Genomic DNA, 23,492 nt, shown 5'->3' with positions numbered 1-23,492 from the left:
CGGAGTTGAAGTTTCGTGCGACATTAACGGGGTTTGCGGCCATCGTGATGTGGTCGTTTCTGGCGCTGTTGACGGTGGCGTCGGGCAAGATACCACCGTTCCAACTGCTCGCCATCTGTTTCGCCATCGGCAGCGTCCCCGGCATCGTTGTTTTCGCGCTGAGGCCGGAGCGCCTGCAGTTGCTGCGCCAGCCGGCCAAGGTCTGGATTACGGGCGTCGGCGGGCTGTTCGGTTACCATTTCCTCTATTTCACTGCGCTTCGCCATGCGCCGGCGGTCGAGGCGGGGTTGATCGCCTATCTCTGGCCGTTGTTGATCGTCGTCGGTTCAGCGCTCCTACCAGGCGAGCGGCTGCGCTGGTACCACATCGTCGGCGCGCTGATGGGGCTTGCCGGCACGGTGCTGATCGTCGGGCGCAACGGGTTTCACTTCGAGGGAGCCTATGCCATCGGCTATGGCGCGGCATTCCTCTGCGCCTTCACGTGGTCCGGCTATTCGCTGATCACGCGCCGGTTCGAGGCAGTGTCGACCGACGTAGTCACCATCTTTTGCCTGGTGACGTCAGCGCTTTCCTTGGTCTGCCATCTCGGGCTGGAGGATACCATCTGGCCGGAAACGGCTTCGCAATGGATCGCCGTCCTCGGGCTTGGTCTTTTTCCGGTGGGGGCTGCCTTCTATGCCTGGGATTACGGCGTCAAGAACGGCGATATCCAGATTCTCGGCGCGGCCAGCTATGCCGCTCCGCTGCTCTCGACGCTGATCCTGACCCTCTTCGGCTTTGCCGCGCCGAGTTGGGGTATTGCGATTGCCTGCCTTCTGGTGACCGGTGGCGCCGTGTTGGCGGCGCACCGGATGATCCTGCGCCGCAACAGCGGTGGAGCGGCGCAGGCGGAAGCGGCGGAAAAGGCTTTTGGCGGCTGAGGCACCCAAGCCGCCACCAGCTTGCTATTTCTTGAAGACCTTCTCCAGAAATGCGACCAGCGACGGCCGCCAGACATCCATCTCGTGCTGGAGGTCCGGATAGTCTTGGTAGTCGTGGACGATCTTCTTGTCGTCCAGTGTTGCCTTGAGGCCGGCCACATCCTTGCCGACGACCTGATCCTTCGTTCCCACCGTGACAGTAAAGCTGCGCAATGCCTTGTTGATCTTGTCAGGATTGTTCAGCGCGGCGTCGACCGCCTTGTTCGGTACAGTGGTCGTGCTGACACCGCTGAAAGTCGCCACCCAGCCAAAGGTGCCGAGATGCGAGAGGCCGGAGACGAGTGCCTGGTATCCGCCCTGTGACAGGCCTACGACCGCGCGTCCGTCGGCATTGTTGCGTACTCGATAGTGCTTCTGCATATAGGGAATGAGGTCTTCGATAAGCTCCCGATCCGCTGCGTCGGCGTTTGTGGGGTAGAACATCTTGCGGCGATCCGAGGCAGGGAAATTCTCCGCAATCGCTTCCGAAACATCGGTTTCAGTGTCCGGAATGACGACGATCATCGGCTCGATCTTTTTCTCGGCGAGAAGGTTGTCGAGGATTTGCGGTGCTCGACCCTGCTCCACCCAGGAGCCGGCGGTATCGCCAAAACCGTGATAGAGATAGAGGACCGGCAGAGGCTTTGACGCATCGCTATAGCCTGGCGGGGTATAGACATACATCTGACGCTCCGAATTGAGCGCCTTGGAATGCAGCGTCACCAGTCGCAGGTCGCCGTGCGGAACATTGCGGATGTCCAGGATGCTGCCGGGCACCAGAATGAGGCTGGTGTTGACCTGCCTCTGCGGCTTGGGTGCATTGGTGCCGGTATCGATGCTGCGAAAGCCGTCGATGTTGAAATAATACTCGTAGAGATTGGGCTTCAGCGGCTCGGATTTGGCGCTCCATACGCCATCGTCGCTGCGCTGCATCGCCATCGGATCGTGCGAACCGAGAACGACGGAAACGGCTTTGGCCGAGGGTGCGTAAAGGCGGAAGCTGATCGACCCGTCCTTTTCGACCGAGGTGACGAATTCCTTCAGTGGTCGCTCCGCCGGCGGCGCGGCGGGAGCGTCAAGGGCAGCAGCGGGAAGGCTCATGACGCAGCCCGCCAGAACAAACAAGGGAAACAACAAACGCACGAAAAAATCTCCTCCGAATGAATCAATTCTCTCTCTCCCCGTGTAAAGCTGACGCAGCGTGAAGCTTTTTCAAGACGGCTGCGTGCAAAGCAGCCACCTTGGGTCGTACGCGATATCAATCCATCGTAAAAAGTTCAGGCCGAAGCAGGCTTCCAGCCTGGGGCTGCCATTTCGAAGCTGGAAAATTCGAAACCTGGCGCGACCGTGCAGCCGACGAGCGTGAAATCGCCGAGGCTTTCGGCGGCCTGCCACCAGTCTGCGGGGATGATCGCCTGCGGACGTTCGCCTTTTGCGAGGTCGATGCCGAGGACGATCGTCTCGCTCACTTTGCCGTCGGCGGAGCGATGCAGCGCGAGCGGCGCACCGGCATAATAGTGCCAGACCTCCGCGGCATCGCGCACCCGGTGCCAATGCGAGCGCTCGCCCGCTTGCAACAGGTAGTAGATCGCGGTCGAGTGGCCGCGTGCGCCGCCATGCTCGTCGCGAAATGTCTGCACATACCAACCGCCTTCCGGATGCGGCTGCATGGAAAGCGCCTCGATGATCTCTTTCGGCTGCATCAGAAATTGTCCTTGCGCTTGCGGATTTCGGCAAAGACCTCCTCATTGCTGCGGCTTTCCATCAGCAGATGCCTGCGGATCGACGGGTCGGCGGCGCGCAGGAAGGGATTGGTTTCCTTCTCCAGCGCGAGCGTCGTCGGGATCGTGAATTTGCCTTCGGCCCTTAGCGCCTCGATATCCGCAGCGCGGGCTTTCAGCCTTTCATTGTCGGGATCGATCGTCAGCGCGAAGCGGGCGTTGGAGAGCGTATATTCATGGCCGAAATAGATGGCCGTCTCGTCCGGCAACACGGCAAGCTTCTGCAGCGACGCCCACATGTCAGCCGCCGGCCGTTCGAACAGCCGGCCGCAGCCAAGCGCAAAGAGCGTGTCGGCGGCAAAAAGCAGCTTGTCGTCGACGAAGTGGTAACAGATATGGCCGGCCGTATGGCCTGGTGTCTCGATGACGTTGACGGTGTGACTGCCGAACTCGAAGCTGTCGCCATCGCCGAAGGCGCGGTCCAGGCCGGGAATGGCGACGGCCTCGTTGATCGGACCGATGATCTCGCAGCCGTATTGCTCTTTCAGCGTCAGATTGGCCTCGACATGGTCGGTATGATGATGGGTGGTGAGGATGTGGGTGATCGTCCAGCCGCGACGCTTGGCGGCCGCCAGAATCGGCCCGGCCTCGGGGGCGTCGATCGACGCCGTATATCCGCTCTCGGAGTCATGGACGAGCACGCCAAAATTGTCGGAGCGGCAGATAAATACCTCTAATTCCAAGGGTTTCATGGTCGAAATAGTCCTCATCGATGCGGTTGAATCGGAATGTAGGCGGTTCGGCCTTGAAGTCCAACGGGCGGCTGATAACATTTATGGCGATGCACGCCGATATCGTCGATCTCCGCCAATTCTATCATTCCGAGCTCGGTCGCTTGGCGGAGCAGTCTATCGCCATGGCGCTTTCCTCGATCTGGTCGCGGCTGCCGGAAGAGCGTCTCGTCGGCCTCGGCTATGCCGTTCCCTATCTCGATCGTTTTCGCGCCGACACCGAGCGCACCTTCGCCTTCATGCCGGCGGGGCAGGGGGCCGTGAATTGGCCGATGGATTCGGTATCGTCGACAGCGCTGATCTTCGATGAGGAATTGCCGCTGCCGGACAGCTCCATCGATCGGGTGCTGATGGTGCATTCGCTGGAATTCGCCGAGAGCCCGCGCGAGACGCTGAAAGAGCTTTGGCGGGTACTGGCGCCTGGCGGCCGGCTTGTCATCGTCGTGCCTAACCGCAGAGGTGTGTGGGCGCGCATGGAGCACACGCCCTTCGGTTCCGGCCGGCCTTATTCGCGCGGGCAGCTCACCTCGCTGCTGCGCGAGACCAATTTCACGCCGGGAGCGACCGCCGAGGCGCTGTTCTTTCCTCCCTCGAAGCTGCGCGCTGTCTTGCGTCTCAGACGTGCTTTCGAGCGGGTCGGGCGTACTCTCTGGCCGGCTTTCTCCGGCGTCATCATCGTCGAGGCGCAGAAACGGCTTTATCAGGGCCTGCCGGTTGCCGTCCGCGCCTCGCGCCGCGTCTTCGTGCCGGTGCTGGCGCCGCGCGGCATACCAACGACGCGCGACGGTGCATGATCTTGTTGCCGGCCGGCAAACTCTCGACAAATTCATCAATCCGCATTAATGCCACGGGGTGTCTAAAGCCGGAATTTTCCGGCCCTTCCCAAGGTCGATCCCATGAGCATGGAAATGAGCAAGCCTGTCCCGCGCCCCGGCATTCTCGATATCGCCGCCTATGTGCCGGGCAAGGAACATGCGCCGGGTGTGGCGCGGGTGTTCAAGCTCTCCTCGAACGAGACGCCGTTCGGCGCGAGCCCTAAGGCCATGGAGGCCTTCCGCGCTGCTGGCGAGCACTTGGAACGCTATCCGGACGGGCAGGCCAAGGAGCTGCGCCAGGCGATCGCCGACGTCCATGGCCTGAATACCGCCAATATCCTCTGCGGCAACGGCTCCGATGAGCTGCTCGCTCTGCTCTGCCATGTCTATCTCGGCGCCGGCGATGAAGGCATCGTCACCGAGCATGGCTTCCTGATCTACAAGATCCAGATCATGGGCGCCGGCGCGACGCCGATCACGGTGAAGGAGAAGGATTGCACCGTCGATGTCGACGCGATCCTCGCCGCCGTTACCGACAAGACCAAGATCGTCTTCATCGCCAATCCGGCCAATCCGACAGGCACCTATGTGCCGGTCAGCGAAATCCGCCGTCTGCAGGCGGGCTTGCCGAAGCATGTTATCCTCGTGCTCGACGCAGCCTATGCCGAATATGTTCGCCGCAACGACTATGAGGCGGGCCTCGAACTCGTATCCGCCAACCCCAATGTCGTCATGACCCGCACCTTCTCGAAGATCTACGGGCTGGCAGCGCTGCGTGTCGGCTGGATGTACGGGCCGGTCGATATCGTCGATGCGCTGAGCCGTGTCCGCATGCCGTTCAACATGAATGGCGCCGCCATTGCCGCTGGTGCCGCCGCGATGCGCGACCAGGCCTTCATTGCACATGCGGTTGCGCACAATACGCTGTGGATCGAGAAGGTGACGAAGGCTCTCGAATCGATCGGCCTCGAGGTGACGCCCTCGGTCACCAACTTCGTGCTCGTCCACTTCCCCGATACCGAGGGCAAGCGCGCCGCCGATGCCGACGATTTCCTGACCAGCCGCGGCTATATCCTGCGCGCAGTGCGTGCTTACGGCTTCCCGAATTCGCTGCGCATGAGCATCGGTACGGAAGAAGCCAATCTGGGTGTCATCGACACACTGACCGAATTTATGGGACGCAAGGCATGAGCAGTGTTCAGTTCGACCGCATCGCGCTGATCGGCATCGGGCTGATCGGTTCGTCGATCGCCCATGATATCAAGCGGCTCGGCCTTGCCAAGGACGTGGTGATCTCGACGCGCAGCGCAGAAACGTTGAAGCGCGCCGAGGAGCTCAAGCTTGGCGACCGCTATACGCCGTCGTCAGCCGACGCCGTCAAGGACGCCGACCTCGTCGTCGTCTCCGTGCCCGTTGGTGCGTCTGGAAGTGTTGCCGCGGAAATCTCCGCACATCTGAAGCCCGGCGCCATCGTCACCGATGTCGGCTCTACCAAGGCTTCCGTCATCGCACAGATGCAGCCGTACATGCCCGACAACGTGCATTTCATTCCCGGCCATCCCATTGCAGGCACAGAAAAGTCCGGGCCTGACGCCGGTTTTGCCGGGCTATTCGAGGGCCGCTGGTGCATCTTCACGCCGATCCCCGGCACGGATGAACAGGCAATCAAGAGGCTTCGCCATTTCTGGGAAAGCCTCGGTTCGCGCGTTGACGAAATGGATGCCGCTCATCACGACAAGGTGCTGGCGATTGTCTCGCATCTGCCGCATCTCATCGCCTACAACATTGTCGGCACGGCTGATGATCTGGAGACGGTGACGGAATCGGAAGTGATCAAATATTCCGCCTCCGGCTTCCGCGACTTCACCCGTCTCGCAGCTTCGGACCCAACCATGTGGCGCGACGTCTGCCTGCACAATCGCGATGCCATTCTGGAAATGCTGGCGCGTTTCTCGGAAGACCTTGCCTATTTGCAGCGGGCCATCCGCTGGGGTGAGGGCGACAAGATCTTCGAACTCTTCACCCGCACCCGCGCCATCCGCCGCTCGATCGTCGAAGCGGGCCAGGATGTCGACGCTCCGGACTTTGGCCGCCACGCACTGGATGTGAAGAAGTAGGTATTCAAGCAGAAAGAGGAGCGGTCATGATCATCAGGCATGGACGCTCCGAGGACTTCCCCTGGCTTATCAGCCATGACGACTGCGTAGGCCGGCAATGGATCAAGCAGTCCATTGAGTCCGGCGAGTATCTGGTTGCTGAACTAAACGTCGAGCTGATCGGTTTTCTTCGGTTCAGCCGTTTCTGGGGCAAGATTCCCTACATGGAGATGATTCGTGTGCTGCCGGAGCACCGGCGTTCTGGTGTTGGTACCGCGTTGTTTCACGAATGGGAAAACGCCATGATCGGTGAGAGGGCCCGTCTGCTTATGACATCGAGCGAGCTCGGTGAGATCGAACCCCAAGCCTGGCATAAGCGAAACGGTTTTTGCGAGGCCGGCAAAATCGACTTCCTGAGCATTCAGCCGACGCCCGAAGTATTTTTCCTCAAGACGATCGCCTAGAACCGTGTGGTTCCGGTGGCTCAGATCGGTGGAATTTTCCCGAGGGGGATGAAGCCGCTCAGGGATAGGCGTCCACGATCGGCGGTGAGATCGACGGAGACTTTATCGCCGCCGGCCGCGAGCGACTTCAGGAGCTTTGCGGCCGTTTCGATCATGTTTTTTGCCGCGGGGATCGTTGCTTTCAGGCTGTCGCCCCATGGCCCGATCTGATTGATCTCCAGTTTGAACTGGCCGGACAAAAAGCCCTGATCGTCGAAATTGAAGGGGCCGGAAAGGGTCATGACCCGGCCGTCGCCGATATCGATCACCACCTGACGGAGAACGCCGGCCGCGCCATAAAGGCCGTGTCCGTCACTCCCGTCGAGCAAGCCGGCCTTGCCGGTCAAGGTGATATCGGCACTTGTCGATGCCGTCGGCAGCGTCTGCGGAAAATCCTTGATTACTGCATTGGCATTTTCGATGCCGATCGCAAGCTCCAGATCGTCGCCGTTCTGGCGCGCGCGCATCTCGGTGCGAGCGGCGGTCACATCGGCGCTCTGGCCGGTGAAGGAGGAGAGGATGCTGGCCTTCAGCCCATTGATGACGGTCTCACTCTGCGCGATGCCGCGGCCCTTGGCGACGAGGTTCGATTGTAGGTCGGTCCATTCGGCCGACACCGTCAGGCCCTGGGCGGTGCGGAATTCCGCCGGCGACTTCAGGTTCCATCCGATATGGTTCGGCTGATAGACAGGCGCTGAGGCATTGAGATTGTCAAAAGAGGCGGAAACGCCCTTCACATGATCGTCGACCGTCACCTTGGCGCAGGAGAGGCCGATGGAGAAGGGAAAGCCGCTGAAGGCCATGTCGGTGCATTCGCCCGAGATACCGGCGGTGTTCTGCTGGCCGAGCGCCTTCAGCACGGTCGCCTTCACCGTCGTTGTCGCATAAAACCAACCGCCGGTGTAAAGCCCGGCGAGGATCACGATCAGGCCCAGCCCGATGAGCCACATGCGTTTGCCTCTGCCGGACCCCAAGCTCTGGCTTGACGCTGCCATGTTGTTCTCCAATGGTTGAACCGATGTGTTCACAATGATTTGGCGTTGGATATGGACGAATTTTGGGTGTTTGGCTACGGATCGCTTATGTGGAATCCGGGGTTTAGCTATGTCGAAAAAGCAGAGGCGCTGATTTTCGGCTATCGCCGCTCCCTTTGCGTCCATTCCTGGGTTCACCGCGGCACGGAGGCAAGCCCCGGCTTGGTGCTTGGCCTCGATCGCGGCGGCTCCTGCCGCGGCATGGCATTCAGCATATCCGCCGACGAGCGGGACGAGGTGCTGGCCTATCTGCGCGAGCGAGAGCTGGTCACCAACGTCTATCTGGAAAAGACGCTGCCGATTCGCCTCGCGGATGGCCGGCGGGTGACCGCTGTTGCCTATATTGTCGACCGCAGCCACCAGCAATATGCCGGAGCGCTCGACGCCATGGAGGCTGCGCATATCGTCGAATCCTCCGTCGGCCAATCAGGACCGAACGATGCCTATGTCTTCAACACGCTGGCGCATTTGCGCGAGATGGGCATTCGCGATCAATGGCTTGAGCTGGTGGCGGGCGAGATCGAGCGGATGCGGGAAGCCTCTTAAACCGCGGCCGCCACCTTCGCCTTCGCGATCTCCGCCAAGCGCTGGGCCGCCGTAGGCGGGACAGGCAGATGCGGATTGTTGGCGATGGTTTCGACCAGCAATTCGTCGCTTGCCTTTTCCGTTTCCTCCATCAATCGCGCGAAGAAGGCATCCGGATCCATGCCCGGCGGGATCGGCGGCAGGATGCGCACTTTGAAATGGCCGGGATATTTACGGAAGGTGCGGCGCGGCCAGAATAGCCCGGGATGCATGGCTACTGCAACGACCGGAATGTTCAGATCGCGATACATACGGGCGATGCCGTATTTGTAGACCGGCTCGGCGCCCGGCGGACGGCGGGTACCCTCGGGATAGATGATCAACTGGCGGCCGGTGGAAAGCTCTTCCCGCGTGCGCTTCAGCACGTCAAACATGACCTTGCCGCGAGCGCTGCGGTCGACCGGGATCATGCGCTGTTTCTTCGCATACCAGCCGAACAGCGGAATCCACATCAACTCCCGCTTGAGGATGTAGACGGGATCATCGAGATAGGGCAGCAGCGCGAACGTATCCCAGAAGGATTGATGCTTCGGGGCAAAGATGTAGCTGCCGGGGGGGATATTCTCCAGGCCCTCGATTTCGAAAGTGGTGCCGACGATTTTCTTCATCAGCCAGACGCTGGATTTCGCCCAGGCCTTGGGGATCGCATAGCCGGCTTTGCGCGGCATCAGGAAATAGATCGGTGAGAGCACGATCATGCGAATGATCAGGTTGGCATAAAAGGTCGTATTGAACAGGATCGAACGCAAGGTAATCATCAAGGCTTTCCCAACACGCCGGATTGCGCCGGCATCCGAAGCTTTGCCTACACGGTTACGCTGTCAATAAAAAGTCGGTCCGCGTGCCGTCTGATATCTCAACCCGGATCATCGCCCGGCTCGCGAGAGCGCAGGCCGAGCGGGCGTCCCAGGCCCGTGAGATTGCGGGCGCCGGCGAGAAGAACCTTGGCATACTCGGAGACCATGGTGCGCAGCGCATTGGGATCGGTGAACCAGTTCTTGGTCTTGAGATCGGAATTGACCACCGGATAGGGAATGAAATCCGTGGCCGGATCGACATATTTCAGCTCAGCCAGGCTGCGTGGCATGTGATAGTTGTTGGTCACCACCAATATGCTCTTGTAGCCCTTGGCGTGGATCCATTTCGCCGCCTCACGGGCGTTGCCGATGGTGTCGATTGCGTCATAACCGATATCGACGCAGCAATTGAAGAGGCTGACGGGGCTTTGGGTCAGCTTGCGGATTTGTGACGGCGTGGTGGTCGGGTGCGCGCCCGAGATCAACAACCGGTTGCCGGCGCCGGTGCGCAGCAGTTCCACGGCCTGGTCGATGCGCTGATAGCCGCCGGTGAGCACGATGATAGCATCCGCCTTCGGTTCCGGTGGTGGCCTCAGCGTGGTGATCGAATCGGCGAAATGCAGGAAGCCGCCGAAAACGATGGCGACGAGGATGATAAAGCCGAAGCCGCCCCAGCGCAGGAAGCGACGGAAAAGACTGCGCCGCACAGGCCTGTCGCTGCGGGATCGCTCCCTCAGTGTCTGCGAACTCACGGTTTTGCGAGTCGTCAGGTCCATGCTCATGATTCGTTATTATCCGCAAATTGCGGCAAGGAACGGGCCATCAGATCGTAAAAAATCGTTGCCGTAGCGTCAGTTCTGCACACTTTCGGTCCTCCCCGGGTCGGAGCGGATCAAATCGATCTCGTAGATGGTGCGCATGACGGTGAAACGCGCCGTGATCGTGGTGAGCAGGGCGATGATGATCATGGTGGCGAGAATGCCGAGATAGCCGAGCGCACCGACCGAGAATGTGCCGAACAGAGCCGTCGCCTGATCGGTCTGCGGCGTTGCGATCGTGCGGCTTTGCAGAAAGCCGGCGCTGGCGAAGAACAGGGCAGCGAGCGCACTGCCGGCGGCCGAGCCCTTCAGGCTGATCTTCAGGAAATGCTTCTGGAATTCCGTGGCGACGAAAGTGCTCTCGGCGCCGACGAAGTGCAGCACTTCGACGATGTGGCGGTTGCCGGATAGCGCGCCGCGCGTCGCGAAAACCACTGTCAGCACCATGGCGGTAAAGACCAGCAGCAGGACGCCGGTGCCGATGAGAACGGTGGTGTGCGCCATCGAGACGAGCCGATCGACCCAGGTGCGGTGGTCATCCAGACTTGCCTGCGGAATCTGATCCTTGAGGAGGTTGCGCATCGCGTCGAAATCGGGGGGATGCGTCTCGTCGATGGTGACGATCACCAGGCGCGGAACGGGCAGCTCCTTGAGGTCGAGGCCGGCGCCGAGCCAGGGTTCGAGCAGGCGAGCCGTCGCCGCCTCGTCGACGATCTGGCCGCTTTTGGTGCCGACGAAACTGAGCGCGATGTCGCGGGCGCTGGCAAGCGCCTTGTCCATGTCGAGATTGTCGTCCGGCTTGATCTGGATGGTGATCTCGCGGGAAATCTGGCTTTCCCAGCTTGCCGCTGTCGAACGCACCATGCTGACGGCGCCGAGCGTCAGGCAGGCCAGGAAAGCCATGATGGCGATGACGACGATCAGCGCATTGCCTTGGATATTGGAGGAGGGCACGATGGGGCCGGTCGGGCGCACGCGCATTTCCGGCCGTCTCTTCTCCGGCGGCGGCGCGACGGGCCTTTCCGTGTTGTTGGTTGCCCTCGCGTTCGGGGCTTTCTTGCGGGGGGCGGGCTTAGTCATAGATATCGAGATGCCCTCCCGATAAAATCATGCGCCGCGCCTCGATCTGATCCATGAGGGTGAGGTCGTGCGTGGCGATCACGACAGCCGTGCCCAGGCGATTAAGTTCAAGGAACAGGTTGAGCAGTCGTCGCGCCATGGGTGGATCGACATTGCCGGTCGGCTCGTCGGCTAGCAGGATCTCCGGGCGATCGATCAGCGCGCGGGCAATGGCGGCGCGCTGCTTCTCGCCGCCCGACAGCACCGGCGGCAACACATTGATGCGTTCGCCGAGACCGACCCACTTCAACAGTTCCAGAACGTCGGTGCGATAGGTGTTTTCGTCCTTGCCGCGCACGCGCAAGGGGAGCGCGACATTCTCATAGGTCGTTAGATGATCGAGCAGGCGAAAGTCCTGGAAGACGATGCCGACGCGGCGGCGCAGGAGCGGCAGCTCGTTGCGTGGGATGGAAGAAATCTCGCGGTCGAACATGCGGATCAGTCCACGGGTCGGCTGCAGCGACATGAAAAGCAGCCGAAGCAACGTCGTCTTGCCGGCGCCCGAGGGGCCAGTCAGGAACTGGAACGATTTTTTCGGAATGTCGAAGGTCAGGTCCCGGAGGATTTCCGGGCCCATACCATAGCGCAAACCGACGTTCTCAAAATGAATCAACGGGCAGTCCACTCTTCCGCAGTGTTCAATCAGGTGACTTGTTAACCAACGGCGTTAACAGACGGTAAATTTTGCTGGAAAGGCGCCCGATTCATGGCGATCTTTGCGAAGCATTAACCATTAAAATTTACGACTGGGCAGGATTCGTTTCAATGCCCAGAATTCAGGTGGGCTGGAAACCATGTGGATCACCGGAAAGGGAGGTCGTCATGGGCGCTTTTCGCCACCGCCAACAACAGGCGGGATTGATCTATGACCTGCTGCCGCCCGAACGCGGACTGGGTTCGGGACTATCGCGCCGCTTCGGTCCGAAGCCGGATGTTGTCGACGCCGAGTTTGTGACGGTCATCCCCGGCCGCACCAAGAACGCCTCGACCAGCAACACCGGCGACAGGCTTTCTCGCGCCGGACAGCAGTCGCGGCCGGCTCCCAAAGGCGCTCTCCTTCATGCGCTCACGGGCCTGCGCGTTGCCGAACGCTGGCTGCAGCAGGCCTCGCGCCGCAGCTTCGTGGCACTCATCGTTGCTCTCGCCGTCCTGGTCTTCGGCCTTGCCGGCGGTTTTTCAGGGCTGTCCGGTACCCCGGCACAGGCGACGTCGGAGCCGCTACAGTTCTCGCACGTGACGCTCACACCGCACGACGAGAACGGCATGCGGGTGCTCACTGTCAACGGCATCATCGAGAATGAGACCGGGGCCACGCTCTCCGTGCCGCCTGTCCGCGCGGATATCTTCTCCGGTACTCAATTGCTGACGAGTGTTGTGGTGAATCCGCCGGTGAACCGCATCGGACCGCATGAGAGCCGCGGATTTTCGACGCGATTGCAGCATCCCGGTGGAAAAATGCCGGATGTTCGCCTTTCCTTCATGCCCTAGGGGGTGTGTCGACCTTGATGATTGTGCTACGGGCTAAAGCTTGATCAGCGGACAAGTGCCGCAACAGCCATGGAGCATGCCAATCAATGCCTGTCGTACGCGGGAAGAATATCGAGCCGCTTTTCACCGCCGAGCAGATCGCGGAGCGCAATCGCTCCATGGCGATGGAGATCGCCAGCGGGCCGACGAAGGATCTCCTCGTCATCGCTATTCTCAAGGGCTCGTTCATCTTCGCCGCCGATCTGCTACGCGCGCTGCATGAGACGGGACTGGCGCCGGAAGTCGAGTTCATCACCTTGTCGAGCTACGGCGCGGGCACGGTCTCCCAGGGCGTACGCATCGTCAAGGACATCGACAGCGATGTACGGGATCGTGACGTACTGCTGATCGACGACATTCTGGAATCCGGCCGCACGCTGCGATTCGCCAAGGAATTGCTTTACGAGCGCGGCGCCCGCCACGTCACACTCGCGGTGCTTCTCGATAAGAGCGTCAAGCGCCAGGAAGAGCTGGAGGCCGATTATGTCGGCTTCGAGTGCCCCGACTATTTCGTCGTCGGTTACGGCATGGATGTCGCCTATGCCTTCCGCGAGCTGCCCTTTGTCGGTGTGGTAACCGGGGACGCTTGAGGTATCGGGGTCAGAAGTGGCAACCCGTTTTGGGACAATCCGATGCTCTGCCAGGCTGTCCCAATTCGCTCCAGCGATGACGACTCATTAACCACGGAGCCGGATCGCACTGCCGTCGTTTACCGATCGCAAACGGAATTCTGGTGATTTCGTTCGCGGAACATGACGGACCACGGAGCATAGACCATGGCAAAAATTCTGATCACGGAAGACGAGGACTCTCTTCGCATCTTTGTCGCCCGCGCCCTGCGCTTGGACGGCCACGAGACCGAAGAGGCGGCCGATGGCGCCGAGGGTCTGGAAAAGCTGAAGCAGGGCGGCTTTGACCTGCTGCTCTCCGATATCCGCATGCCTGTGATGGACGGCATCGAACTCGCACATCAGGCGGCATCCACCTGCCCCGGCATGAAGATCCTGTTGATGACCGGCTACGCCGAGCAGCGCGAACGCGCCGACGACCTCATGGAAAAGATCGTTGATGTCGTCGCCAAGCCATTCGCGCTGCCGGACATCCGCAAGGCGGTTGCGCGCGCGCTGGCTGCTTGACCGGTCTATGCTGAGAATACCTTCTCCCCGCCGGGGCGAAGGTGGAAGAGCAACCTACTGCCCCATATCGAGCAGACGCTCCAGATAGCGTCGTTCCTCGGACAGGGACGGATTGTTGCTCAGCCGCTCGCGGATGGCATCGAGGATTTCGCGAGCCCGCTGCGCAGTGATAATACTCGGCACTTTATTCTCGTTTGTATCATCAAAGAAATTGCCGTCGTTGCGTTGGCGTCCCAGCGGATCGCGGCCGTTCTGGTTACCCTGGCCTACTTGCCCCTGCTGCTGGCCCTGGCCTTGCCCCTGCTGCTGTTGCATCTGCGCCATAAGCTGGTTCATCATATCGCGCGTGCCCTTGCGCAAGGCGTCCAGTGCTTGGCCCTGATCCTGCACGGCGGCTTCGCCGTTGCCCTGGCCGAGATTTCCGGAGGCGCCCTTCATTTCCTGTTGGGCCTTGCCGTAATTCTGGTTCGGCTTCATGCCCATGGAGCCCAGGTCTTTTTGTAGTTCGCCGAGCTGCTTGCCGAGTTCATCCTGCTGCTTGCGCAATTGCTTCAGCGCATCGCGCAGTTGATCGGCGGTCATGTTGTCCGTCTGATTGTCACCCTGCTGCTTCTGACTCTGTTGCTGGCCTTGCTGATTTTGGCCCTGCTGGTTCTGACCTTGTTGCTGATTCTGTTGGCCTTGATCCTGCTGCCCCATGTCGGGTTGCGACGGATCGTTCAGATCCGGCATCGGCTGGTTCAGTGCATCGTCACCGTCCTCATTGGGATCGCCGCGCTGCATGCGGTCGCGCATGGCCTGGTCTAGCTTGAAAGTCTGCTCCATCAGCTTCTGCTGGTCGCGCAGGATGCGGCCGAGCTTGTCCATCTGCTGGCGCATCTTGTCGTTTGCTTCACCCTGCTGCTGGTTCTGGCCGCGCTGCGGCCTTCCGGCCTGAAGGCTGTTCATCATCTGCTGCAGCTCGGACAGCATCTGTTGCGCTGCCTGACGGTTGCCGGAGCGAGCCAGATTCTCGATCTGGTCCATCATCCGCTGCAGATCCTGCTGGCGCAGAATATTGGCCGACTTCTGATTCGGCTGCGCCGGCATGTTCTTCATGCGCTCGGCGAGCTCTTTCATATAGTCGTTCATCGCCTTGCGCAGCTCGTCCATCAGCTTCTTGATTTCGGCGTCGGGCGCATTGCGCTGCAGGGCGTCGGAGAGCTTCTGCTGCGCGTCGCGCAGGGCCTTCTCCGCATCGGTCAGTTGCGCGTCTTCCATGCCGAGCGCGATCTGCCAGAGGTAGTCGGCGGTATCCTTCAGCGCGGCATCGCCGCTGGCGAGCTTCATGCGCGTCAGCGCCGATTCGAGCAGCAGGTAGTTGCTGAGATCCGGGATCGTTTCATCCGGCCGGATCGTCAGCGATTGATTGAGTTCGATCGCCTCCGGCATCTTGCGGGTGTCCAGCGCAAAAACCTGACGTTCTTCGGCGACGGCCGCTGCAAGTGGCTCGCTGAAATTGCGCGAGGGCAGGGTCATCTCATAGGGCGCGCTGCGGCCGGTCTGGCCAGCGCCGTCGCGCGCGACGAGGGTAACGCGCACCTGCTTGCCCGCAAGCGGGTCCTGCGTCAGGTCATGGCTTGCCAGCCCTTTGCCGTTGCGGCGGTCGCGGCGCGAAATCTCCAGCTTGAAATCCGGCAGACCGTAAAGCGGCGTCGCCTTGGGATCGGCATCGACAGGTACGATTTCGGCGTGGGCTTCCTCGATGCCGTAGTCGTCCTTGACTTTGAAGCCGATTTCGAGCGCGCCGTTGGGGTTTGCGTGCGGAATGCCGTCAAAAGCTATTTCCGGTGGCTTGTCGGCGACCACTTTGAAAGACCAGGTCTTGCCGTTGACGGTCAGTTTGCCGCCCTTTTCGAGCTTCAGCACATGGGTGCGGGCGATCATCGCGTCGGCGCCAGCTGGAGCGGCGCCGGTATCCGAGACCGGCTGCACGGCCGGAGGCGTGGCGGCATTGCCGTTTGCCGGCGGCTGCTTGCCGGCATCCGCCACCTGTTCGGGAATCTCGGCGCCCGTGTCGCTGCCGGCGGCCTGGAACAGTACTTTTTCATCCGTCGAGGCGCCGGTGACACGCACGGTTAGCTCGGAAAATTGCGGTACGTTGACGCTGTCGCCCGTGTTTGCAGCACTGCCCGTCAGGTAGACCGGCGCTTCGCCGGTGTAATAGGGAGGCGTCACCCAGGCGTCGACACGCAGGTCCGGATTGCTCGATGTCACGGCCGGAGCGGTAAAGGCATCGGTCAGTGAGCCGCCGCTGTTGGACATGGAGAAGCTGAAAGCCGTCACCAGAAGCAGCGCTGGAATGGTACGCAACGCGAAGCGATCGTAACGGGCGATGTCAGGGCGCGGCAGGCCGGCGTCCAGGGCCGCGATCCGCGCCGCCATGCGGGTTTGGTGCTCCCGCCACAGCGCCCGGGCGAACGGCGTGTCGAAAGCCGGCTCGTCTTCCTGCACCGTGACCGGCTGGTGGGCGAGGCCGTTGCGCTCCTCCAGCATCCGGTCGGCTTGCCCGACCGTTGGCCAGCGCAGGCGGCGGAAAGGGAAGATGGAGACGGCGAAGGCAATAGCGAAAACGCCAAGCAGGACAAGGCGCAGTGCATCCGGCGCGATGCGGAAAATGCCAAACCAGGCTGCCGAAAGGAAAAGTGCCAGGATCGAAAGCGGCAGCAGCAAGAGGGGCAGGGTCTGTTCCGAGATCAATACCAGCCGCGCAAAGAGGCGCTTTATCGCAACCAGCCGCGCCAGCGCCGGACGGGTGGCGAAAGCGCCCTTCTTTGGGTTGCTGGGGCTGGTCATCGGTCCGGTTTTCTCCCCGATCTGACGTTGATGGCTATCTGCCCGTTGGAAATGATAGGGCGTCCCATACGCCCGCAATCACGGCGCCCGGCGAGACGCCTTTCATAAGAAGATAACATTCTTTGTGGCGAAGACGAGGGCAGGCGGCAGCAAAGGCCACTTTTTCATCGGATTTCGCCGAAACGTGATCAAGCTCTTCGATTGGGCGTGACCGATAAAGTCTATCCGAAAATCAGTCCGATTTTCGAAATTAAGCGCCGAGCCAAGCCGGAATCGAATCGAGGCCGATCAGCTCTTCATAGGTCTTGCGCGGGCGAATGACGTGGAAATCGCTGCCCTTGACCAGCACTTCGGGCACCAGAAGCCGGCTATTATAAGTGCCGGCCTGTACCGCACCGTAAGCGCCGCCGGAGCTGATAGCCAGCAGATCGCCGGGCTTCGGCATCGCCATTTCACGGTCGAGAGCCAAGTAATCGCCGGTCTCGCAGACCGGGCCGACGACGTCGGCCTTGATGCGCGGGGCATTGGCAGCGGTGATCTCGACTGCGCGAATTTCGTGATAGGCCTCGTAAAGCGTCGGGCGGATCAGGTCGTTCATGGCGGCGTCGACAACGACGAAGGTCTTATGGCCTCCGTCTTTCACATAAATTACTTCGGTCACGAGGATGCCGGCATTGCCAACAATCAGGCGTCCTGGCTCGGTGACGATCTTGCAATTCAGGCCGCGCAACTGGTTCTTGACGATGTGGGCATAGGCGTCCGGCAGCGGCGGCGGATTGTTGTCGTCGCGGTAGGGAATGCCGAGGCCGCCACCGATATCGACATGATGAATGTCATGGCCGTCGCCGCGCAGTGTCTCGACGAGGTCGCGCAGCAACTTGAAGGCGTCTTCGAAGGGCTGCAGCTCCGTGATCTGGCTGCCGATATGCATGTCGATGCCGGTGACCTTGATGCCCGGCAGACTGGCGGCACGGCCATAGACGGCGCGGGCGCGCTCCCACGAGATGCCGAACTTGTTTTCCTTCTTGCCGGTCGAAATCTTCGCATGCGTGCGGGCATCGACGTCGGGATTGATGCGGAAAGAGACCGGAGCGATCTTGCCGGCGCGGAGGGCGCGCTGGTTCAACACTTCCAGTTCCGGCTCGGATTCGACGTTGAAACAGTAGATGCCGGCTTCGAGTGCGGCATCCATTTCCTGCGCTGTCTTGCCGACACCGGAGAACATGATACGGCTTGCCGGAATACCGGCAGCCAGGGCGCGATGCAGTTCGCCGACGGAAACGACATCGACACCGGCGCCGAGCCGGCCGAGCGTCTTCAGCACCGCCTGATTGGAGTTGGCCTTCATCGCATAGCAGACCATAGCGTCGACATCGCCGAAGGCTTCGGAGAAGACGCGGTAGTGGCGCTCGAGCGTTGCTGTCGAATAAACGTAAAATGGCGTGCCGACCGCCTTGGCGATCTCGGGAACGGGAACATTCTCGGCGTAGAGAATGCCGTCGCGGTACTGAAAATGGTTCACGGTCGAGGCCTTAAAGAAGTGGATCGAGGAAGAACTTCTTGTCTTCCGTGCCCGGCTGTTTTGTCGGCTTCGAGACGTCGCCGCCTTTGGTCGCTGCTGCACTCGGCGGATCGAGATCGCCTTTGCGCCCACATCCGACGACGGCAAGGCCGATGACCGAAAGCACGACGGTCAGGCGGATGATGTGCGGCATGTTGATCTGCATCGAAATCCTCTTGGGCGGCAAACGCGGAAGCAGTCCTTCATAGCGAAGTTTCCGCGCCTTGTGCACCCTGATTGTTAGGTTGTGGTTTTCGGCGATTTGCTCAGTTGCGGGCGCGCCAGAAGGCGATCTGCTTGCGCACTTCCGAAGGCGCCGTACCGCCGTAGCTCTTGCGGCTGGCGACCGAAGCTTCGACGGTCAGAACGTCGAAAATCTTGGCGGTGATCGCAGGATGAATCGCCTGCAGCTCATCGAGCGACAGTTCGGCGAGATCGCAGGATTTGCTCTCAGCAAGCGCCACGGCGCGGCCGGTGACGTGATGGGCGTCGCGGAAGGGAAGGCCCGCTTCGCGCACCAACCAATCGGCAAGGTCGGTCGCTGTCGAATAACCGGAGCCGGCGGCGGCCTTCATGCGAGCAGTATTGATCGTCATGTCGCGCACCATGCCGGTCATGGCGGCAATCGCCAGTTCCAGGCTCTCGGCAGCGTCGAAGACCTGTTCCTTGTCTTCCTGCATGTCCTTGGAATAGGCGAGCGGCAGGCCCTTCATGATGGTCAGAAGTGCCACCAGCGAGCCGTTGATGCGGCCTGTCTTGGCGCGCACCAGCTCGGCCGCATCCGGGTTCTTCTTCTGCGGCATGATCGAGGAGCCAGTCGAGAAGGCGTCGGAGAGGCGCACGAAGCCGAACTGCGGCGTCGACCAGATGACGATCTCTTCCGCAAGCCGCGACAGGTGCATGCCGGCGATGGCGGCGATAGAGAGAAACTCGATGGCGAAATCGCGGTCGGAGACGGTGTCGATCGAATTGCGGGTCGGCTCGCGGAAGCCGAGCGCCTTGGCCGTCATGTGACGGTCGATCGGGAAGCCGGTGCCGGCAAGCGCGGCAGCACCGATCGGCGATTCGTCCAGATGCTCGATGGCGTGGCGCACACGCGAACGGTCGCGGCCGAACATTTCGACATAGGCCATGCAATGATGGCCGAAGGTGACGGGCTGTGCCGTCTGCAGGTGGGTAAAGCCGGGCATGACAGTTTCGGCGTGCTCTTCGGCGCGGTCGAGGAACGCGGCGATCAAACCGGTCAGCGCCTGCTCGCATTTCTGCAGCTCTTCCTTGACCCAGAGGCGGAAATCCAGTGCCACCTGGTCGTTGCGCGAACGGGCCGTGTGCAGCCTACCGGCGGCAGCGCCGATCAGGGCTGCGAGCCGCGCTTCGACGTTCATGTGGATGTCTTCGAGGCGACGGGAAAATTCGAAATTGCCGGCTTCGATCTCTGACAGGATCGTGTTCAGCCCGTGAACGATCTTGTCTTTATCCTCGGTTGAAATGATGCCTTGATGGGCGAGCATGGTGGCATGGGCGATGGAGCCGCGGATATCCTGTGCAAACAGCTTCTTGTCGAAACCGATCGATGCATTTATCTCCTCCATGATTGCCGCGGGGCCGGAGGCGAAACGTCCGCCCCACATCTGGTTGGAGGATTTGGTGTCCGTGCCGTCAGCCATGAGATGCCTACCTGGAGAATGAAATGACAGCAAAGAAGCCGTTCGGTCTGCCGTCCGTGAAACTTGTTCTGCTTGCCGCCGTCGCCGGGGTCGTCGCCGGTGCGGCAGCGGTATACGTGAAGGAGGCGGGGTATGGCAATGGCATCGGTGAATTGGCATCGTCTGGACAGTGCGAGACGGCGAAGGATCGCGCTGCGGCTCTGACGCCCTTTACCACGGGTCAGGTCGCGGCAATGGCTGCGCCGCAGACGCCGATCTCGCTACAGAACGTTGCCTTCAAGGGGCCGGACGGCCAGTCGCTATCAATCGGCAATTTTTCCGGCAAGACCGTGCTGCTGAATGTCTGGGCAACGTGGTGTGTGCCCTGCCGCGAGGAAATGCCGGCGCTGAACGCGCTGGAGAAAAGCATGGGCAACGACAAGTTCGAGGTCGTTGCCGTCAACATCGACACCGGCGACGATGAAAAGCCGAAGGCTTTCCGCACGGATTACGGCATCGACAAGCTCGGCTACTATCGTGACAGCACGATGGGCGTCTTCAACGCCCTGAAGAAACAGGGCCTCGCCTTCGGACTGCCAGTGACGCTGCTGATCGACGACAAGGGTTGCCTTGTCTCGGCCATGAATGGCCCGGCCGCATGGGACAGCGACGACGCGAAAAAGCTGATCAAGGCTGCCGTCGACGCCAAAACCGGCGTCTGATCACCGTGTCGGAACAGGCGTCTCGCCGCGATAGTCATAGAAGCCGCGGCCGGATTTGCGACCGAGCCAGCCGGCTTCGACATATTTCACCAGCAGCGGGCAGGGGCGGTATTTCGAATCCGCCAGGCCGTCATGCAGCACTTGCATGATCGACAGGCACGTATCGAGGCCGATGAAGTCGGCAAGCTGCAGCGGTCCCATCGGATGGTTGGCGCCGAGCCGCATGGCGGTGTCGATGGCATCGACTGTTCCGACGCCTTCATAGAGCGTGTAGATAGCCTCATTGATCATCGGCAGCAGGATGCGGTTGACGATGAAGGCCGGAAAGTCTTCGGCCACCGTGATCGTCTTTTCCAGCGAGGTGACGTATTCCTTGGCGGCGGAGAAGGTCGACTCCTCGGTGGCGATGCCGCGCACCAGTTCGACCAGCTTCATCACAGGCACCGGGTTCATGAAGTGAATGCCCATGAAGCGCTCCGGGCGGTCGGTCGCGGACGCGAGCCGCGTGATCGACAGCGATGAGGTGTTGGTGGCGAGCATCGCCTCGGGCTTCAGGATAGGACAGACCTGGGCGTAGATCTTGCGCTTGACGCTTTCGTCCTCGGTCGCGGCCTCGATGGCAAGATCGACCTGGGCGAGATCGTTGAGATCGGAGGAACCGGTAATGCGTGACAGCGCCGCTTTGCGATCCTCGTCGCTCATCTTGCCGGAAGAGACGTGGCGGGCAAGGTTGCCATTGATGGTGGCGAGGCCGCTCTCGATACGATCCTGAGATAGATCGTAAATGTGAACCTTGTAACCGGCCACGGCGGACACATGGGCAATACCGCAGCCCATCTGGCCCGCGCCGATAATACCGATCGTCTTCAGCGAACTCATTGCCAACTCCCCGGCGGCGCGCTCTTGGTGGCGCGCCATGCTTTTCGTCATAAATTTGCCGGACTATTTCTAGCCCGGCAAGATTGATAGCCCCATAAAGGACAATTTTCCAGTCTTTCGCAACTGCGAAAGAGATCAAACAGCGCGATCACAGCGCCTTTTCAAGTTCTGGGAGCGCCTCGAAGAGGTCGGCGACGAGGCCGTAGTCGGCGATTTGGAAGATCGGAGCCTCTTCGTCCTTGTTGATCGCGACGATGACCTTGCTATCCTTCATGCCGGCGAGGTGCTGGATGGCGCCGGAGATGCCGCAGGCGATGTAGAGTTGCGGGGCGACGACCTTGCCGGTCTGTCCCACCTGCCAGTCGTTCGGCGCGTAACCGGCATCGACGGCAGCGCGTGAGGCGCCAACGGCGGCGCCGAGCTTGTCGGCCACCGGCAGGATGACCTCGCGGAACTTTTCCGCCGAACCGAGCGCGCGGCCGCCGGAGATGATGATCTTCGCCGAGGTCAATTCCGGACGGTCGGAGGCCGACAGCGCGTCCCTGACGAAGGTCGAAAGACCTGGGTTGGCCACCGCCGGGATCGCCTCGACGGCAGCCGAGCCGCCTTCTGAAGCCGAGGCGAAGGAGGCGGTGCGCACGGTGACCACCTTCTTGGCGTCGGTTGCCTGCACCGTCTGGATGGCGTTGCCGGCATAGATCGGGCGCTTGAAGGTGTCTGGCGAGACAACCTCGATGATTTCCGAGACCTGGGCAACATCGAGCAAAGCTGCGACGCGCGGCATGACGTTTTTACCGACCGAGGTGGCGGCTGTGAGGATGGTGTCGTAGCCGCCGGCCAACGAAACGATCAGATCGGCAAGCGGTTCGGCGAGGTTGTTGGCAAGGCTCGCATCCTCGGCAACCAGCACCTTGGAGACGCCGGAGAGTTTCGCGGCCTGCTCGGCTGCAGCCTTGGCGCCGGCGCCGGCAACGAGAACATGCACCTCGCCGCCGATCTGCGTGGCCGCCGTCAACGTCTTGGCGGTCTGGTCGGAAAGGTGGTTGCTGTCGTGGTCAGCCAGAAGAAGAATGGCCATGATGATTGTGTCCCTTTCCTGTCCCTAGAGCACGCCGGCTTCGGTCTTGAGCTTTTCGACAAGCTCGGCGACCGACTTGACCTTGACGCCCGCCTTGCGGCCGCCTGGCTCTTCCGTCTTCAGCACTTTTAGGCGCGGCGTCGTCGAGACGCCGAAATCGGCCGGAGCCTTCTTGTCGAGCGGCTTCTTCTTCGCCTTCATGATGTTCGGCAGCGAGGCATAACGCGGCTCGTTGAGACGAAGGTCGGTGGTGACCACGGCCGGAAGTTTGATCTCGATCGTCTGCAGGCCGCCGTCGACTTCGCGGGTCACGGTTGCCTTGCCGTCGCCGATCTCGATCTTCGAGGCGAAGGTCGCCTGCGCCGCGCCGAGAAGGGCGGCCAGCATCTGACCGGTCTGATTGCTGTCGTCGTCGATCGCCTGTTTGCCGACGATGATCAGACCCGGCTGTTCGGCATCGGCGACACCCTTGAGGATCTTCGCCACGGCCAGCGGTTCGACCTGATCGTCGGTCTCGACGAGGATTGCGCGGTCGGCGCCCATGGCGAGCGCGGTGCGCAGCGTCTCTTCGGCCTTGGCCGGACCGATCGAGACCACCACCACTTCCTCGGCTTTGCCGGCCTCTTTCAGCCGAAGCGCTTCCTCAACCGATATCTCGTCGAACGGGTTCATCGACATCTTCACATTCGCAAGCTCAACGCCCGAACCATCCGGCTTCACGCGTATCTTGACGTTGTAATCAACAACCCGCTTCACGGGGACGAGAATCTTCATGGAATCCTTCCTTCAACACTGCGCCCAAAGAACATGGCCTGTTCAGCGCCGCTCCGTTTGTCGAATGGCGACATGGATACGCGTTTTTTTCCCAAT

At 61.0% G+C, this 23,492-nt stretch carries 25 protein-coding genes; 10 read left to right on the top strand and 15 right to left on the bottom strand.

The window, feature by feature from the left end; genetic code table 11:
* Positions 1 to 5 precede the first annotated feature (5 nt).
* On the top strand, positions 6 to 920 hold the full coding sequence (locus FHT86_RS23805; protein WP_183868896.1) for a DMT family transporter: 915 nt from the start codon (positions 6 to 8) through the stop codon (positions 918 to 920).
* Between the two features lie 24 nt (positions 921 to 944).
* Here the strand turns inward: FHT86_RS23805 and FHT86_RS23800 are convergent, their stop codons facing one another.
* From FHT86_RS23800 to gloB, 3 genes are all read right to left on the bottom strand, one after another.
* Positions 945 to 2,102, bottom strand: a complete 1,158-nt coding sequence (locus FHT86_RS23800) for an esterase (protein ID WP_133709187.1) — start codon at positions 2,100 to 2,102, stop codon at positions 945 to 947.
* A gap of 134 nt (positions 2,103 to 2,236) precedes the next feature.
* Positions 2,237 to 2,662 carry a cupin domain-containing protein gene (locus FHT86_RS23795; protein ID WP_133709188.1) on the bottom strand — a complete coding sequence of 142 codons (426 nt, stop codon included), beginning with the start codon at positions 2,660 to 2,662 and terminating at the stop codon, positions 2,237 to 2,239.
* The gene (gene gloB, locus FHT86_RS23790; RefSeq protein WP_133709189.1) at positions 2,662 to 3,432 is read right to left on the bottom strand and encodes a hydroxyacylglutathione hydrolase; all 771 of its coding nucleotides are present in this window, start codon (positions 3,430 to 3,432) and stop codon (positions 2,662 to 2,664) included. Before gloB ends, FHT86_RS23795 begins: the two co-directional genes overlap by 1 nt.
* A 53-nt stretch (positions 3,433 to 3,485) precedes the next feature.
* Here gloB and FHT86_RS23785 point away from each other — a divergent pair, with 53 nt between their 5' ends.
* From FHT86_RS23785 to FHT86_RS23770, 4 genes are all read left to right on the top strand, one after another.
* On the top strand, positions 3,486 to 4,265 hold the full coding sequence (locus FHT86_RS23785) for a class I SAM-dependent methyltransferase (protein WP_133709190.1): 780 nt from the start codon (positions 3,486 to 3,488) through the stop codon (positions 4,263 to 4,265).
* Positions 4,266 to 4,367: 102 nt separating this feature from the next.
* Positions 4,368 to 5,477: a histidinol-phosphate transaminase gene (gene hisC, locus FHT86_RS23780; protein ID WP_133709191.1), complete on the top strand. Its 1,110-nt coding sequence runs from the start codon at positions 4,368 to 4,370 to the stop codon at positions 5,475 to 5,477.
* A complete protein-coding gene (locus tag FHT86_RS23775; RefSeq protein WP_133709192.1) occupies positions 5,474 to 6,403 on the top strand; it encodes a prephenate/arogenate dehydrogenase family protein in 930 nt (309 codons plus the stop codon). The genes hisC and FHT86_RS23775 overlap by 4 nt, the downstream gene beginning before the upstream one ends.
* A 26-nt stretch (positions 6,404 to 6,429) precedes the next feature.
* Positions 6,430 to 6,846, top strand: coding sequence for a GNAT family N-acetyltransferase (locus tag FHT86_RS23770; protein ID WP_133709193.1), 417 nt, complete (start codon positions 6,430 to 6,432; stop codon positions 6,844 to 6,846).
* A 20-nt stretch (positions 6,847 to 6,866) separates the two neighbouring features.
* On the opposite strand, the gene FHT86_RS23765 is transcribed toward FHT86_RS23770, so the two are convergent.
* On the bottom strand, positions 6,867 to 7,880 hold the full coding sequence (locus tag FHT86_RS23765) for a DUF2125 domain-containing protein (protein ID WP_133709194.1): 1,014 nt from the start codon (positions 7,878 to 7,880) through the stop codon (positions 6,867 to 6,869).
* Between the two features lie 51 nt (positions 7,881 to 7,931).
* On the opposite strand from FHT86_RS23765, the gene FHT86_RS23760 reads away from it, so the two are divergent.
* Positions 7,932 to 8,465 carry a gamma-glutamylcyclotransferase gene (locus FHT86_RS23760; protein WP_133709195.1) on the top strand — a complete coding sequence of 178 codons (534 nt, stop codon included), beginning with the start codon at positions 7,932 to 7,934 and terminating at the stop codon, positions 8,463 to 8,465.
* Here the strand turns inward: FHT86_RS23760 and FHT86_RS23755 are convergent.
* The 4 genes from FHT86_RS23755 to ftsE form a co-directional block, all read right to left on the bottom strand.
* Positions 8,462 to 9,262, bottom strand: a complete 801-nt coding sequence (locus tag FHT86_RS23755; protein WP_133709196.1) for a 1-acyl-sn-glycerol-3-phosphate acyltransferase — start codon at positions 9,260 to 9,262, stop codon at positions 8,462 to 8,464. The two genes, FHT86_RS23760 and FHT86_RS23755, sit on opposite strands and share 4 nt — an antisense overlap.
* 98 nt (positions 9,263 to 9,360) lie before the next feature.
* The gene (locus FHT86_RS23750; protein ID WP_409527620.1) at positions 9,361 to 10,077 is read right to left on the bottom strand and encodes a YdcF family protein; all 717 of its coding nucleotides are present in this window, start codon (positions 10,075 to 10,077) and stop codon (positions 9,361 to 9,363) included.
* Between the two features lie 75 nt (positions 10,078 to 10,152).
* Entirely contained in the window at positions 10,153 to 11,100 is a 948-nt protein-coding gene (locus tag FHT86_RS23745) for an ABC transporter permease (RefSeq protein ID WP_133709288.1), read from the bottom strand.
* 91 nt (positions 11,101 to 11,191) lie between these two features.
* Positions 11,192 to 11,851 carry a cell division ATP-binding protein FtsE gene (gene ftsE / locus FHT86_RS23740; protein ID WP_133709198.1) on the bottom strand — a complete coding sequence of 220 codons (660 nt, stop codon included), beginning with the start codon at positions 11,849 to 11,851 and terminating at the stop codon, positions 11,192 to 11,194.
* Between the two features lie 209 nt (positions 11,852 to 12,060).
* On the opposite strand from ftsE, the gene FHT86_RS23735 reads away from it, so the two are divergent.
* The 3 genes from FHT86_RS23735 (at position 12,061) to FHT86_RS23725 (ending at position 13,901) form a co-directional block, all read left to right on the top strand.
* Positions 12,061 to 12,726, top strand: coding sequence for a hypothetical protein (locus FHT86_RS23735; protein ID WP_133709199.1), 666 nt, complete (start codon positions 12,061 to 12,063; stop codon positions 12,724 to 12,726).
* 86 nt (positions 12,727 to 12,812) lie between these two features.
* On the top strand, positions 12,813 to 13,355 hold the full coding sequence (gene hpt, locus FHT86_RS23730; RefSeq protein ID WP_133709200.1) for a hypoxanthine phosphoribosyltransferase: 543 nt from the start codon (positions 12,813 to 12,815) through the stop codon (positions 13,353 to 13,355).
* Positions 13,356 to 13,541: 186 nt separating this feature from the next.
* Positions 13,542 to 13,901, top strand: coding sequence for a response regulator (locus FHT86_RS23725; RefSeq protein WP_133709201.1), 360 nt, complete (start codon positions 13,542 to 13,544; stop codon positions 13,899 to 13,901).
* A gap of 54 nt (positions 13,902 to 13,955) precedes the next feature.
* On the opposite strand, the gene FHT86_RS23720 is transcribed toward FHT86_RS23725, so the two are convergent.
* The 4 genes from FHT86_RS23720 to argH form a co-directional block, all read right to left on the bottom strand.
* On the bottom strand, positions 13,956 to 16,736 hold the full coding sequence (locus tag FHT86_RS23720; RefSeq protein ID WP_133709202.1) for a TIGR02302 family protein: 2,781 nt from the start codon (positions 16,734 to 16,736) through the stop codon (positions 13,956 to 13,958).
* A gap of 250 nt (positions 16,737 to 16,986) precedes the next feature.
* A complete protein-coding gene (gene lysA / locus FHT86_RS23715) occupies positions 16,987 to 18,258 on the bottom strand; it encodes a diaminopimelate decarboxylase (protein WP_133709203.1) in 1,272 nt (423 codons plus the stop codon).
* A gap of 10 nt (positions 18,259 to 18,268) precedes the next feature.
* Positions 18,269 to 18,463, bottom strand: coding sequence for an LPS translocon maturation chaperone LptM (lptM, locus tag FHT86_RS23710; RefSeq protein ID WP_133709204.1), 195 nt, complete (start codon positions 18,461 to 18,463; stop codon positions 18,269 to 18,271).
* 100 nt (positions 18,464 to 18,563) lie between these two features.
* On the bottom strand, positions 18,564 to 19,964 hold the full coding sequence (gene argH, locus FHT86_RS23705; protein ID WP_133709205.1) for an argininosuccinate lyase: 1,401 nt from the start codon (positions 19,962 to 19,964) through the stop codon (positions 18,564 to 18,566).
* Between the two features lie 23 nt (positions 19,965 to 19,987).
* Between argH and tlpA the strand changes: the two genes are divergently transcribed.
* The gene (tlpA, locus tag FHT86_RS23700) at positions 19,988 to 20,665 is read left to right on the top strand and encodes a thiol:disulfide interchange protein TlpA (RefSeq protein WP_133709206.1); all 678 of its coding nucleotides are present in this window, start codon (positions 19,988 to 19,990) and stop codon (positions 20,663 to 20,665) included.
* Here the strand turns inward: tlpA and FHT86_RS23695 are convergent, their stop codons facing one another.
* The 3 genes from FHT86_RS23695 to FHT86_RS23685 all read right to left on the bottom strand — a co-directional run bounded on the left by FHT86_RS23695 (position 20,666) and on the right by FHT86_RS23685 (position 23,396).
* Positions 20,666 to 21,544 (bottom strand): 3-hydroxybutyryl-CoA dehydrogenase, encoded by an 879-nt coding sequence (locus FHT86_RS23695; RefSeq protein ID WP_133709207.1) that lies wholly within the window; start codon positions 21,542 to 21,544, stop codon positions 20,666 to 20,668.
* Between the two features lie 148 nt (positions 21,545 to 21,692).
* Positions 21,693 to 22,622 (bottom strand): electron transfer flavoprotein subunit alpha/FixB family protein, encoded by a 930-nt coding sequence (locus tag FHT86_RS23690; RefSeq protein ID WP_133709208.1) that lies wholly within the window; start codon positions 22,620 to 22,622, stop codon positions 21,693 to 21,695.
* 24 nt (positions 22,623 to 22,646) lie between these two features.
* Positions 22,647 to 23,396 (bottom strand): electron transfer flavoprotein subunit beta/FixA family protein, encoded by a 750-nt coding sequence (locus FHT86_RS23685; RefSeq protein WP_133709209.1) that lies wholly within the window; start codon positions 23,394 to 23,396, stop codon positions 22,647 to 22,649.
* Positions 23,397 to 23,492: the final 96 nt, after the last annotated feature.

Origin of the sequence: Rhizobium sp. BK313, assembly GCF_014193655.1 — a bacterium.
In the GTDB taxonomy this organism is placed as follows: Bacteria; Pseudomonadota; Alphaproteobacteria; order Rhizobiales; family Rhizobiaceae; genus Rhizobium.
The sequence above is the reverse complement of the archived record's forward strand: the minus strand, read 5'-3'. Positions and strand labels throughout refer to the sequence as shown.

Excerpts from the sequence above, each read along its gene's own strand:
- hisC (WP_133709191.1), top strand. The coding sequence starts at position 4,368 with ATGAGCATGGAAATGAGCAAGCCTGTCCCGCGCCCCGGCATTCTCGAT.
- FHT86_RS23770 (WP_133709193.1), top strand. The coding sequence starts at position 6,430 with ATGATCATCAGGCATGGACGCTCCGAGGACTTCCCCTGGCTTATCAGC.
- FHT86_RS23735 (WP_133709199.1), top strand. The coding sequence starts at position 12,061 with ATGGGCGCTTTTCGCCACCGCCAACAACAGGCGGGATTGATCTATGAC.
- FHT86_RS23685 (WP_133709209.1), bottom strand. The coding sequence starts at position 23,396 with ATGAAGATTCTCGTCCCCGTGAAGCGGGTTGTTGATTACAACGTCAAG.
- hpt (WP_133709200.1), top strand. The coding sequence starts at position 12,813 with ATGCCTGTCGTACGCGGGAAGAATATCGAGCCGCTTTTCACCGCCGAG.
- FHT86_RS23775 (WP_133709192.1), top strand. The coding sequence starts at position 5,474 with ATGAGCAGTGTTCAGTTCGACCGCATCGCGCTGATCGGCATCGGGCTG.
- argH (WP_133709205.1), bottom strand. The coding sequence starts at position 19,964 with ATGGCTGACGGCACGGACACCAAATCCTCCAACCAGATGTGGGGCGGA.
- FHT86_RS23755 (WP_133709196.1), bottom strand. The coding sequence starts at position 9,262 with ATGATTACCTTGCGTTCGATCCTGTTCAATACGACCTTTTATGCCAAC.
- FHT86_RS23720 (WP_133709202.1), bottom strand. The coding sequence starts at position 16,736 with ATGACCAGCCCCAGCAACCCAAAGAAGGGCGCTTTCGCCACCCGTCCG.
- FHT86_RS23690 (WP_133709208.1), bottom strand. The coding sequence starts at position 22,622 with ATGGCCATTCTTCTTCTGGCTGACCACGACAGCAACCACCTTTCCGAC.
- FHT86_RS23745 (WP_133709288.1), bottom strand. The coding sequence starts at position 11,100 with ATGCGCGTGCGCCCGACCGGCCCCATCGTGCCCTCCTCCAATATCCAA.
- FHT86_RS23725 (WP_133709201.1), top strand. The coding sequence starts at position 13,542 with ATGGCAAAAATTCTGATCACGGAAGACGAGGACTCTCTTCGCATCTTT.
- FHT86_RS23750 (WP_409527620.1), bottom strand. The coding sequence starts at position 10,077 with ATGGACCTGACGACTCGCAAAACCGTGAGTTCGCAGACACTGAGGGAG.
- lptM (WP_133709204.1), bottom strand. The coding sequence starts at position 18,463 with ATGCAGATCAACATGCCGCACATCATCCGCCTGACCGTCGTGCTTTCG.
- FHT86_RS23760 (WP_133709195.1), top strand. The coding sequence starts at position 7,932 with ATGGACGAATTTTGGGTGTTTGGCTACGGATCGCTTATGTGGAATCCG.
- FHT86_RS23765 (WP_133709194.1), bottom strand. The coding sequence starts at position 7,880 with ATGGCAGCGTCAAGCCAGAGCTTGGGGTCCGGCAGAGGCAAACGCATG.
- gloB (WP_133709189.1), bottom strand. The coding sequence starts at position 3,432 with ATGAAACCCTTGGAATTAGAGGTATTTATCTGCCGCTCCGACAATTTT.
- tlpA (WP_133709206.1), top strand. The coding sequence starts at position 19,988 with ATGACAGCAAAGAAGCCGTTCGGTCTGCCGTCCGTGAAACTTGTTCTG.
- FHT86_RS23695 (WP_133709207.1), bottom strand. The coding sequence starts at position 21,544 with ATGAGTTCGCTGAAGACGATCGGTATTATCGGCGCGGGCCAGATGGGC.
- FHT86_RS23795 (WP_133709188.1), bottom strand. The coding sequence starts at position 2,662 with ATGCAGCCGAAAGAGATCATCGAGGCGCTTTCCATGCAGCCGCATCCG.